This is a genomic window from Photobacterium toruni, assembly GCF_024529955.1.
In the GTDB taxonomy this organism is placed as follows: Bacteria; Pseudomonadota; Gammaproteobacteria; order Enterobacterales; family Vibrionaceae; genus Photobacterium; species Photobacterium toruni.
In genome coordinates this window covers 2,745,552-2,757,530 of sequence record NZ_AP024854.1, presented here as the reverse complement: position 1 = coordinate 2,757,530, position 11,979 = coordinate 2,745,552, and the positions used below count along the sequence as shown (strand labels likewise).

Here is an 11,979-nt window from a genome sequence, read left to right as displayed (position 1 = left end):
GTGCCACTATTAAGGTAAATAAGCGTTAAGTGTGTATTTTATGATGCGCTGAATTAATTAATTTGGAACTGCTGTAATAATATCACGGCTTGAGTACGGCTTTTAACTTCAAGTTTACGAAAAATAGCGGTTAAATGTGCTTTGATCGTTGCCTCAGAGACATTGAGAACTGAGGCTATTTGCTTATTTAGTAAGCCCTCCGTCAACATGGTTAACACTTTATATTGTTGAGGGGTTAATGTTGCAATTCTAGTTGCAAGTTGTTGTTGGTGTTGGCAGTGATTAATCGTGATAGGAAAATAAGGTTCGCCATTAATAATTTGTTTTAGGGCACTTAATAATACTGGCATGTCACTGGACTTAGGAATAAAGCCAAAGGCACCGTGACTATAAACTTGCTGTATTACTTCATCTTCGTCACTTGCAGAAATGACCACAATAGCAAGCTCAGGGTATTGCTGGCGTAATTGGATTAGCCCTGACATACCATTAGATCCCGGCATTTTTAGATCCAGCAATAATAAGTCGATATCCCCCGTTTTTTCTAACAGTGAAAATAAAGAATTATGAGAGTCAGCTTCTAGGAGGTTGGCACCGTTGAACGCCATATGAATCGATTGAAGAAGGGCATTACGAAACAATGGGTGATCATCGGCGATAACGATGGTGTATTGAACGTCCATAGTTGAGCCTATTCTTGTTATTAGTATTTAACGCTAACATTGCAGTAACAAAGTCGCAATTTGGTCACCATTGTTCTTGGATATTGATCGTGCTTGAGTACTCACTTTTGTAATTTTATGGATTATTGCGTGTTATTTTGTGAGATAGATGAAGAAGAAGGGAAAAGGATTGATTGCTGTAAATGATGACTAAAATTATCAGCATTTATAAAGCCACTTATTTTTATTTGTGGTAATGAATTACCTTGAGAATCCCAAAATAATAAGCTTGGAAAGCCGATCACTTTAAGGTGTTGCATTAATGCGATATCAGCACTGGAATTAGCGGTAACATTGGCTTTTAGACGAGTGAATTTATTGAGGTGAGGGAATACATTCGCATCAGGAAATGTTTGTTGAGTTAAGGCAATACAAGGTGAGCACCATTCAGCATAAACGTCGAGTATAACGGGTCGTTGCTGCTGGGCTGCTATATTAAGAGCATGGTTTAATTCTGAAATTGAATTGACTGAAGTAAAAGCGAGTACTTTTGGTGATGGCTTAAATGAAAGTGAGTATGCACTTACTGCTGCGACAATTATTAGTGTTAAACTAATTAAGGTGAATTTTACTTTTATAGTCATTATCAACAGGCATCCTTGTTGTTTATATTTCTGACTGTTAACGCTAATCCAACCTTGATAATTATAGAATCACAACCAAAAAAAAGCTGCTCTCGAGCAGCTTTTTAGTTATTGGATAGTCGTTATCAATTATAAAATAAAGCTACCAAATAAGAAGCCTAAAGCTACTGATGTCGTAATCGTTACAACTCCAGGAATAAAGAACGGGTGGTTAAAGACTAAGTTACCAATTCTCGTTGAGCCAGTATCATCCATTTCTACCGCAGCCAATAGCGTTGGGTAAGTTGGTAATACAAACAAAGCACTTACAGCAGCAAAAGAAGCCACCATTGTTAATGGTGCAACACCAATAGCCAGTGCTGCAGGCATTAATGCTGTTGTTGTTGCACCTTGTGAATAAAGAAGCATTGAAGCAAAGAATAAAACTAATGCTAGCATCCAAGGGTGGCTGCTTAATAATGAGCCCGCTACTTCTTTAATACCATCGACGTGACCATTTACAAAGGTTGCGCCTAGCCATGCTACACCAAGAACACAAATACAAGCGGTCATACCAGAACGGAACGTTGCAGCTGATGGAATTTCAGCGGCATCAATTTTAGTGATCCATACTGTTGCTGCTGCTGATGTTAGCATTACAGCAATAATTGCTTCGTTACGACCCAATGTTGGATTCGTAATTAAACCGATAGAGTGAGAGATAGCTGCCGCGTAGCAAACCACCAAAACAATGGCGGTAATGAAAATATAAGTTGCTTTACGTGCGGTTGGTTTAATCTCACGCTTACCTGTTTGCTCAATGTTAACTAAACCTTTAGCTAAACGATCTTGATAAACAGGATCGTCTTTTAGTTCACAACCCATAAAGTTAGCGACAAAAGCACCAACCATACAGGCAATAAACGTAGTTGGAATACAAACAGCCAGCAGCGTAATGTAACTCACACCTACAGGTTCAAGGATACCAGAGAAAAACACCACTGCCGCTGAAATAGGTGAGGCAGTGATCGCGATCTGTGATGCAATAACGGCAATAGAAAGAGGGCGTGAAGGGCGAATACCTTGGCCTTTAGCAACTTCAGCAATAACTGGAAGTGTTGAAAAAGCAGTGTGTCCAGTACCTGCTAACATTGTCATTAAATAAGTAACAATAGGTGCATAGAAGGTAATACGTTTAGGGTGTTTACGAAGGAAGTTTTCAGCAATTTCTACTAGCCAGTCCATACCACCGGCAACTTGCATTGCGGCAATAGCGGTGATCACTGACATGATAATTAAAATAACGTCGATAGGGATTAATGATTCACTGGTGGGCATACCAAAAACGAGTGATAACACCAACACACCAGCACCACCGGCAAAACCGATACCAATACCGCCAATTCTTGAGCCTAAATAAATAAAGGCCAGAACGACCAAGAGTTCAATTCCAGTCATAGAATTTTCCTGTCTAAAGTTTAAAAGATAAAAATCAAAAAGAGGATTTATTTGCAAAAAAAAAGCGGATAATCAAGTGACAATCCGCTGGTATTCTCAGGCGTTAACGTATTTAGTTATAACGTTTAGCTTTATATTGAGGATGCATTAAGTTCTCGATGGAGAAGATATCATCTAATTGCTCTTCAGTCAGTAATCCACGCTCAAGTACAACTTCACGTACACTCTTACCTGTTTCTGCACAAATCTTACCAACAATGTCACCTTCGTGGTGGCCAATGAATGGGTTTAGGTAAGTGACGATACCGATAGAATTAAAGACGTAGTTTTCACATACTTCTTTATTAACTGTAATACCTTCGATGCACTTATCACGTAAGTTGATGCAAGCATTTTTCAACAAGCTAATTGATTCGAAAATCGCTTGACCAATAACAGGTTCCATTACGTTTAATTGTAATTGACCCGCTTCTGCTGCAAAAGTAATCGTAGTATCGTTACCAATAACTTTAAAGCAAACTTGATTAACCACTTCAGGGATAACTGGGTTTACTTTAGCTGGCATGATAGAAGAACCAGCTTGCATTTCAGGTAGGTTAATTTCGTTTAGACCAGTACGTGGGCCAGAAGAAAGTAAACGTAAGTCATTACAAATTTTAGATAGTTTAACTGCAGTACGTTTTAGTGCGCCGTGAACCATTACGTAAGCGCCACAGTCTGACGTTGCTTCGATTAAGTCTTCTGCAGCGACAACAGGTAAACCTGTAATTTCAGCAAGACGTTGTACAGATAACTGTTGGTAACCTGTTGCTGCGTTTAGACCTGTACCGATCGCAGTTGCACCAAGGTTAACTTCAAGCAGTAGTTGTGCTGTGTATTGAAGGTTTTTAATTTCTTCTTTTAATAATACGCTGTATGCATGGAATTCTTGACCGACAGTCATAGGAACTGCGTCTTGAAGTTGAGTACGACCCATTTTTAAAATACTAGCAAATTCAGTTGCTTTAACATCAAATGCTGTTTTTAGGTAATCTAATGCTTCAAGCATGCTAATAATGCTGTTGTAAACGGCTACGCGGAAACCTGTAGGGTAAGCACAGTTAGTAGATTGTGATTTGTTTACATGATCATTTGGGTTAACGATGTCGTAACGACCTTTTTCTTCACCCATGATTTCAAGTGCAAGGTTAGCGATAACTTCGTTAGTGTTCATGTTTACAGATGTACCAGCACCACCTTGGAAAACGTCTGATGGGAATTGATCCATGCAACGGCCGCTTTCAAGAATAAGATCACATGCTTGAACAATGTAATTACCGATATCTGAAGGAATAGCACCAAGCTCTTTGTTAGCCATTGCTGCTGCTTTTTTGGTAAAGACCATGCCACGTACAAGTTCAGGAACATCAGAAATTGTTGTGTTTGAAATATTGAAGTTTTCAATTGCACGTAAAGTATGGATACCCCAATAAGCATCCGCAGGAACTTGACGTTCGCCAAGTAGATCTTCTTCTATACGAGTTGCGACATTGATTGTTGCATTGTTTTTTTCAAGATCAATCATCTGAGACATAATATAGCCCTTTACAAAACTTTGTAATTAAAAATCAATAAGTAAGCCAACAGTTGTAGCGATAATCCATTGTCGCAAAGTTGTGGCGAGATGATCATACCTGACACCTTAATTGGTGCCGATAATACTCCCCTCAACAGCTAAAAACATAACCCAGATCACTTTTTAAGAGAGCTTGTTAATATTTGCACAGAAACGCGATCTCTTTCACAGTTTCTGTTAACAGTAGCACGTCATTTTATGCTTTAAATGAATAAAAATGACAAGATGTGAATGAATTGTAAGGGCGTGCATGACTATTTTTGGAGCTAACTCAAATTGTAATGTTATATTATTTGTTAATACTTATAGATATGTGAATGAAATTTGTCATGGGTAATTGAGATGATAATCAGGTAATGTCTGTAGCTATGCACTAGCGTGAAACTATTAAAGTAGAGAGGAATGTGTGTTTCCACTATTAATGTTGCTATTTATTGTGGTGCCGATGGTTGAAATTGGCTTATTTATTCAAGTTGGGGGCTTATTAGGATTATGGCCAACCATTGCGATTGTTTTTTTTACGGCGGTTATTGGAGCATCGTTGGTTAGAAGTCAAGGAATTACAACCTTAAATTCTGTTCAGCACAAGTTGCAACAAGGTGAAGTGCCAACTCAAGAAATCGTGGAAGGGATGCTGCTTGTTGTTGCTGGAGTATTATTATTAACGCCAGGATTTATGACTGATGTGTTAGGGATTGTATTATTAGTACCTCTATTAAGGGGGAAGATTGCACAAATTTTAATACAAAAAGTGGTTCTTCAACGTGGTTTTAATCACTTTGGTGGTGGCTTTTCACATCAGACTCATTCACATGATACTACTGATGGTGATGTATTTGATGGTGAGTACGAACGTAAAGATGACCATAATAATAACAATTCCACTCATCGTTTACCGTAAATGGGACATGAAATAAGCTAAAATATTATGAATAAAAAAAAGCAGCTTTGGCTGCTTTTTTTATTCATGCTATTCATATTAATGGTGGTGATGACAGTGTGTTTTTACGGAGTTTTAATGCGTAACAATAAGCACCAATACCACTGATGATATTTGCGATAGTAATACCAATAAACAATCCCTCAGTGCCATAAATATAGCTACCTATCCATGCGGCGGGCACGAGTAATACAAAAAGTCGTAATAGATTCCAACATAGAGCATTAATTGTTTTATGTAAGGCATTTAATGCACTAATGAGCAGCATGCAAATGGCCTGCAATCCATAACTGGCAGGAACGACTAATAAATAATGCCACAATTGATTTTGAACTACGCTGTCTTTGGAAAATAGTGCTGCCAGCGGCATGCTCAGTGGCACCATCGCAATAAAAACTAATAATTGAAAGCCGATAGCAAAATGCATAGCAGTAAACAGTGCGCTAAATGCTCGTTGTGGCTTTTGTGCGCCTAAGTTTTGCGCCATAAAAGGCATTAATGCCGAACTGAGTGCCATCATTACGATCACTAATAATGATTCAACTCGCATTGCAGCACCATAAGCGGCAACTGATGCAGTACTTTGGCTCGCTAGCATGGCCATTAATAAAGCGCCAGAGAGTGGGTTTAGTGCTGTTGATAAACCCGCGGGAGCACCAATATGCAAGATTTGCTGCCAATCATTTTTTAATCTACGCCACTGCGGAAAAATCAGTAATTTCTCACGGTTATAAAGCAGATGTAATGAGGCGATAAGGGCAAATATCCAACTAATACCACTAGCAATGGCTGCGCCTTTTACGCCTAATGCAGGAAAAGGACCGTAACCAAAGATCAATAGCGGATCTAATAAGCCGTTAATAACCCCTGCGATCACCATGATCTTCGCTGGGCTTTTAGCATCACCCGTTGCGCGAATGGCACTATTTCCTGCCATTGGGATCACCAGTAACGGGATCGCGATGTACCATACCGTCATATATTGCTCGATGATCGGTAATAATTCACTTGATGCACCCATTAAGGTAAATAAAGGCTTAATGGTGAGTAAGCCAATGATCGAACCTATGATCATTAATAACAGGCTCAATAATAGTCCATGCGTGGTTATACGTGCGGCACTGTGGCTATCACCTTGACCGAGCATACGTCCAATACTGGTTGATATACCCACGTTCATTCCCATAGTGATACAGTTCAAACCAAAGGTGACGGGAAAGGTAAAACTAACAGCGGCAAGTGCATTAGTGCCCAAGCGTGAAATAAAAAAAGTATCAACTAAGTTAAACATTAAAATCGCAATCATGCCAAATACCATTGGCACCGTTAAACGACGTAATGCATCAGGAATGGGGGCTGATAATAATCCATGTTTATCTGACTTGGGTAGTGTTGCCATAATGGTCTCAAAATAAGGATGCCCGCATACCCTAATGCAAAGTGTGTGATCGGGCAAAATTTCTCAAATAAATAACAAAAAAAAGCGCCTTTAACCTTGGGATTTAGAAATTAGACCCAACATCTTACCCATATAGAAAGTCATACAAGTGAGTGCTTGTTGGCTTCAAATCATGGACATTACCTTAATTATCAGGAGAGACGACCAATGAACATTCGTCCTTTACACGACCGTGTTATCGTTGAACGCCAAGAAGTTGAATCTAAGTCTGCCGGTGGCATCGTGTTAACTGGTTCTGCGGCTGAAAAATCTACTCGCGGTAAAATTCTTGCTGTAGGTAAAGGTCGCATTCTAGAAAATGGCACCGTACAACCACTAGATGTACAAGTGGGCGACGTGGTTATTTTTGCAGAAGGCTACGGCACTAAAACTGAAAAAATTGACGGTAAAGAAGTTCTTATCATGTCTGAAAATGACATTATGGCAATCGTTGAATAATCCGATCACATTAAATTAAAAATTAAGAAAGGAAATCCCAAGATGGCTGCTAAAGACGTTAAGTTTGGTAACGACGCACGAATTAAAATGCTAGAAGGCGTAAATATTCTGGCTGATGCGGTAAAAGTAACATTAGGTCCTAAAGGCCGTAATGTTGTATTAGATAAATCATTTGGTGCACCTACTATCACTAAAGATGGTGTTTCTGTTGCTCGTGAAATTGAACTTGAAGATAAGTTCCAAAACATGGGCGCACAAATGGTTAAAGAAGTTGCTTCACAAGCAAATGACGCTGCGGGCGACGGTACAACAACAGCAACAGTACTTGCACAAGCAATTATTGCTGAAGGTCTAAAAGCCGTTGCTGCGGGTATGAACCCAATGGATCTTAAGCGTGGTATCGACAAAGCTGTTGTTGCTGCGGTTGAAGAACTAAAAGCATTATCTGTTCCTTGTGCTGATACCAAAGCTATCGCGCAAGTAGGTACTATCTCTGCAAACTCTGACACAACTGTTGGTAACCTTATTGCAGAAGCAATGGAAAAAGTAGGCCGTGATGGTGTTATTACGGTTGAAGAAGGTCAAGCACTTCAAGACGAGCTAGATGTTGTTGAAGGTATGCAGTTTGACCGTGGTTACCTATCTCCATACTTCATCAACAACCAAGAAGCGGGCTCTGTGGATCTAGAAAGTCCATTTATCCTATTGGTTGATAAGAAAGTATCGAACATTCGTGAGCTTCTTCCTGCACTAGAGGGCGTAGCAAAAGCATCTCGTCCACTACTTATCGTTGCAGAAGACGTTGAAGGCGAAGCGCTAGCAACATTAGTTGTGAACAACATGCGTGGTATCGTTAAAGTTGCTGCTGTTAAAGCACCTGGCTTTGGCGATCGTCGTAAAGCAATGCTACAAGATATCGCGGTACTAACATCAGGTACTGTTATCTCTGAAGAGATTGGTCTAGAGCTTGAAAAAGTTCAGCTAGAAGATCTTGGTCAAGCTAAGCGTATTACGATTACCAAAGAAACTACCACTATCATTGATGGTGCTGGTGAAGAAACAATGATTCAAGGGCGTGTTGCTCAGATTCGTCAACAAATCGAAGATGCAACGTCTGATTACGACAAAGAAAAACTTCAAGAGCGTGTAGCTAAACTTGCTGGCGGTGTCGCTGTTATCAAGGTTGGCGCTGCAACTGAAGTTGAAATGAAAGAGAAGAAAGATCGCGTAGAAGATGCACTACATGCAACTCGTGCTGCGGTTGAAGAAGGCGTTGTAGCGGGTGGTGGTGTAGCACTTATCCGTGCTGCGTCTAAAGTTGTTAACCTTGTTGGTGATAACGAAGAGCAAAATGTGGGTATTCGTGTAGCACTTCGTGCAATGGAAGCTCCACTTCGTCAAATTGTTAAGAACGCAGGTGATGAAGAATCTGTTGTTGCTAATAATGTTCGCGCTGGTGAAGGTAACTATGGTTACAACGCTGCAACGGGCGAATATGGCGATATGATTGATATGGGTATTCTTGACCCAACAAAAGTTACCCGTTCAGCACTTCAGTTTGCAGCCTCTGTAGCGGGTCTTATGATCACGACAGAAGCGATGATCACTGATAAAGCCTCTGATGCTCCTTCTATGCCTGATATGGGCGGTATGGGCGGCATGGGTGGCATGGGCGGTATGATGTAAGCCCATTTATAACCTTAGAGATTAAGATCTCTGTGTTATAAATATCTGTGTCATAAAAGTCGAGCATAGCTCGACTTTTTTATTATTGTTATTTTCCCCTCTCTCCCTTCTTGTTACCTATCTGATGTACACAGTTCACTGGGAATATTCCTCAAAAAGCTGCACGAAAATAAAACCAAATAAAAACAATAACTTAAATAAGTATTTGGAAATAATGGAAAGCACGAGAAAAACGTACATCTATTAGCTGAATTTTTTGCAAAAAGGTGAACAGTTTATAATGGCTAGAACGATTATATTGTTCACAATAGAGTTAAGCCCAGTATTCAATAAATTAAACCTGATCACGATTGGAATAAACGTATAGATAAAAAACAAAAAATGACCAAGTACAACTTTAACTATATATTTAATCTTTTTACTGTTCGTGGGTGTTTTAAGTAACTGTATGGCTATTTAATTTTTTATTTGCTTTTTAATTAATATTATATTTTTAATTGTTATGCTTTTATTTTATGTTTTAGTGGTTTTTTGTGAAAAATATAGCTTTTAGCTGATTATTTGTAAGTAAATTGAGCGATGAAAAGGTATGTTAAAATTCCATAGCTTCATAGCTTCATAGCTTCATAGCTTCATAGTATTGGTGTATTGAGTATCTAATGAGTATTAAATTTAAACTTTTTCGGAAGAGTATAAGTGGCTGTTAAAGTAACACCATGAGACGAAGTTACTGTGGTAAAAAGCATGAAAAGCTGTACGATTATTTTGTTTATAATAATCAGCACCTTACATGTATTTTTAATAATGACATTGGATTCTTTAGTTATGTACATAAAAAAGCTGAAAATATAAAATATAGCTGTACAATGTTAAAAGGGGAGCTTAACTCAAAGACCGTTGTTAATCGGTGAGATAAAAAAAGCCCCTGTAATAAACAGAGGCAATCTAAATATGTGCGCTAACGAAGATAGCGATCACTCATTAGTTAGGTAGATGTTCTTGATTTAAAGCAACCCATGCCGCCATAAAGCAAATCACAAATGATTGAATGTAACCACGTAAGTCAACATCACCTTGCACGAGTACATCATCAGCATTTGGTTCCATGTTGAATGAAACTTTACTTTCTTTGATGCTAAAGAAGACACGGCCAATTAAGACAAAATTGTCACCATTATCGTCTGGGTTATAAACCATCCCTGCACCAATTTGATCGTGTTCGGTAATTTGTAAGGCACTGAATGCTAATTTCTCTGCACCTTCAAAGCCAAATCCGGCATAACGCTTACCTTGTTCTGGCTGTTGTAGTAATTGTGATAGTAGCTGGGTATAAGTGGTAAGCGCTTCTGCTGGAACGTCATTGGTATTTACCTGCCCCATGCTATATGCCTGTTCATCTTCTACCATTTCAACGGCATAATTAAAATCAATCATTACTTATCCTTTCTTTGTTTTATGAACACTATATGGTTTATACGTTAGCGTAATTTGATTATATGAGGTAGCACTAATCAATACCTTGATGATTGTGTGTTCTAGCGGTCACATTATTGTCGGTAATACTCTCTTTGAGGATGGTATCAAAGAGAGATTTTGTAGAGTATGACTGATTTAGGTAATTGTAACATGGAAAGCTTAAAGCTTTAGTTCGTTGGGTAAAAACCATAAAAAGCTGTACGTTTATTTTTTGTTTAATATCAATGAGTTATATTATGGTTTTGCTTTTATTATAAAACAGTGAAAACGTACACCTTTTAGCTGATTTTTTTGATAAAATGTGTTCGTTATTATCTAAGTAATAAAAAAGCAGCCATAAAAGGCTGCTTATTAGATTAGATTCATTTTAAGTTATTGATTTTGCAAGTGACGACGGCTCTTTCCGGCATTTTTTTCAATATAGTCAATAATCATACCTGCGATATCTTTGCCTGTTGCCGCTTCAATGCCTTCTAGACCTGGAGAGGAGTTAACCTCCATGATCAGCGGTCCACGTTTAGAGCGTAATAAATCAACCCCAGCGACACTGAGTCCCATGGCTTTGGCTGCGGCAATCGCTGTTTTACGTTCCTCTGGGGTAATGCGAACTAATGACGCGCTACCACCGCGGTGTAAGTTTGAACGGAACTCGCCTTCTGCTGCTTGACGTTTCATTGAGGCAATGACTTTATCACCAATCACAAAACAACGAATATCTGCACCACCGGCTTCTTCTATATATTCTTGAACCATAATGTGGGCTTTTAAGCCCATAAATGCTTCAATAACACTTTCCGCCGCTTTTTGGGTTTCCGCAAGTACGACTCCAATGCCTTGAGTGCCCTCCAATAGTTTAATAACTAATGGTGCACCGCCAACCATTTTAATCAGATCTAATACATCATCAGGTTTACTCGCAAAACCAGTCACTGGCATGCCAACACCTTGGCGACTCAATAATTGTAATGAACGTAATTTGTCACGAGAGCGTGAAATCGCAATAGATTGATTTACAGAAAACACATCCATCATTTCAAATTGACGTAATACTGCACAACCATAAAAGGTAATGTCTGAGCCAATACGGGGAATGATGGCATCAAAGCCAATAAGATCAGTGCCTTCAAAATGAATTGATGGTTGGACTGAGTTGATGTTCATATAACAGCGAAGGGCATTGATAATAACCGCTTCATGGCCTCGTTGTTGACAAGCCTCACGCAAACGGCGGGTTGAATATAAGTTTGCGTCCTGTGACAAAATGCCAATTTTCATTGCGATACTCATGTTAGGGAGCGAGTTGGCAGCAGCGACGACGTTTGGCGAACGCCTAATACGATAAAGGGCTGCTGGATGAGGCGCGACTATGCACGTAAATCAATAAAAAATCGAGATCTGCCACGATGATTTTTTTTAATGGTGAGCTGCAAAAAATTAGCAATAAATTAAAAGTAACATCATGGGCTAATTGCTTTTGAGATATATAACATAAAAAGCTGTACAAGCTGTACATTCATTATAAAACAATGGCTTACGATTTATTATTGTGAGGGTTATGATAGGCGTAAAAGTAAGTGTATGTTTTTGGTGTTTTTAATGGGAAAAGCTGTACGTTATGGATT

At 39.0% G+C, this 11,979-nt stretch carries 10 protein-coding genes; 3 read left to right on the top strand and 7 right to left on the bottom strand.

From position 1 onward, the window contains the following. Positions 1–53: 53 nt before the first annotated feature. The 4 genes from OC457_RS12945 to aspA all read right to left on the bottom strand — a co-directional run bounded on the left by OC457_RS12945 (position 54) and on the right by aspA (position 4,316). Positions 54–683, bottom strand: a complete 630-nt coding sequence (locus OC457_RS12945) for a response regulator (protein WP_080175024.1) — start codon at positions 681–683, stop codon at positions 54–56. Positions 684–805: 122 nt separating this feature from the next. Beyond that, positions 806–1,306: a thioredoxin family protein gene (locus OC457_RS12940; protein WP_080175023.1), complete on the bottom strand. Its 501-nt coding sequence runs from the start codon at positions 1,304–1,306 to the stop codon at positions 806–808. A 129-nt stretch (positions 1,307–1,435) separates the two neighbouring features. Beyond that, the gene (locus OC457_RS12935) at positions 1,436–2,743 is read right to left on the bottom strand and encodes an anaerobic C4-dicarboxylate transporter (protein ID WP_080175022.1); all 1,308 of its coding nucleotides are present in this window, start codon (positions 2,741–2,743) and stop codon (positions 1,436–1,438) included. A gap of 112 nt (positions 2,744–2,855) precedes the next feature. Continuing rightward, positions 2,856–4,316, bottom strand: coding sequence for an aspartate ammonia-lyase (gene aspA, locus OC457_RS12930; protein ID WP_080175021.1), 1,461 nt, complete (start codon positions 4,314–4,316; stop codon positions 2,856–2,858). 448 nt (positions 4,317–4,764) lie between these two features. Here aspA and OC457_RS12925 point away from each other — a divergent pair, with 448 nt between their 5' ends. Next, positions 4,765–5,259, top strand: coding sequence for an FxsA family protein (locus OC457_RS12925; protein WP_080175020.1), 495 nt, complete (start codon positions 4,765–4,767; stop codon positions 5,257–5,259). 73 nt (positions 5,260–5,332) lie between these two features. On the opposite strand, the gene OC457_RS12920 is transcribed toward OC457_RS12925, so the two are convergent. Then, positions 5,333–6,697 (bottom strand): MATE family efflux transporter, encoded by a 1,365-nt coding sequence (locus OC457_RS12920; protein ID WP_080175019.1) that lies wholly within the window; start codon positions 6,695–6,697, stop codon positions 5,333–5,335. A 207-nt stretch (positions 6,698–6,904) separates the two neighbouring features. On the opposite strand from OC457_RS12920, the gene OC457_RS12915 reads away from it, so the two are divergent. Further along, the gene (locus OC457_RS12915) at positions 6,905–7,195 is read left to right on the top strand and encodes a co-chaperone GroES (RefSeq protein WP_036788874.1); all 291 of its coding nucleotides are present in this window, start codon (positions 6,905–6,907) and stop codon (positions 7,193–7,195) included. A gap of 42 nt (positions 7,196–7,237) precedes the next feature. Next, entirely contained in the window at positions 7,238–8,881 is a 1,644-nt protein-coding gene (groL, locus tag OC457_RS12910) for a chaperonin GroEL (protein ID WP_080175018.1), read from the top strand. 981 nt (positions 8,882–9,862) lie between these two features. On the opposite strand, the gene OC457_RS12905 is transcribed toward groL, so the two are convergent. Continuing rightward, a complete protein-coding gene (locus tag OC457_RS12905; protein WP_080175017.1) occupies positions 9,863–10,315 on the bottom strand; it encodes a molecular chaperone GroEL in 453 nt (150 codons plus the stop codon). 414 nt (positions 10,316–10,729) lie between these two features. Further along, on the bottom strand, positions 10,730–11,632 hold the full coding sequence (rimK, locus tag OC457_RS12900) for a 30S ribosomal protein S6--L-glutamate ligase (protein ID WP_080175016.1): 903 nt from the start codon (positions 11,630–11,632) through the stop codon (positions 10,730–10,732). Between the last annotated feature and the right edge of the window lie 347 nt (positions 11,633–11,979).

Bases quoted from the DNA above. Each gene is read 5' to 3' on its own strand.
- rimK (WP_080175016.1), bottom strand. From the start codon at position 11,632: ATGAAAATTGGCATTTTGTCACAGGACGCAAACTTATATTCAACCCGC.
- groL (WP_080175018.1), top strand. From the start codon at position 7,238: ATGGCTGCTAAAGACGTTAAGTTTGGTAACGACGCACGAATTAAAATG.
- OC457_RS12915 (WP_036788874.1), top strand. From the start codon at position 6,905: ATGAACATTCGTCCTTTACACGACCGTGTTATCGTTGAACGCCAAGAA.
- OC457_RS12905 (WP_080175017.1), bottom strand. From the start codon at position 10,315: ATGATTGATTTTAATTATGCCGTTGAAATGGTAGAAGATGAACAGGCA.
- OC457_RS12945 (WP_080175024.1), bottom strand. From the start codon at position 683: ATGGACGTTCAATACACCATCGTTATCGCCGATGATCACCCATTGTTT.
- OC457_RS12940 (WP_080175023.1), bottom strand. From the start codon at position 1,306: ATGACTATAAAAGTAAAATTCACCTTAATTAGTTTAACACTAATAATT.
- aspA (WP_080175021.1), bottom strand. From the start codon at position 4,316: ATGTCTCAGATGATTGATCTTGAAAAAAACAATGCAACAATCAATGTC.
- OC457_RS12920 (WP_080175019.1), bottom strand. From the start codon at position 6,697: ATGGCAACACTACCCAAGTCAGATAAACATGGATTATTATCAGCCCCC.
- OC457_RS12935 (WP_080175022.1), bottom strand. From the start codon at position 2,743: ATGACTGGAATTGAACTCTTGGTCGTTCTGGCCTTTATTTATTTAGGC.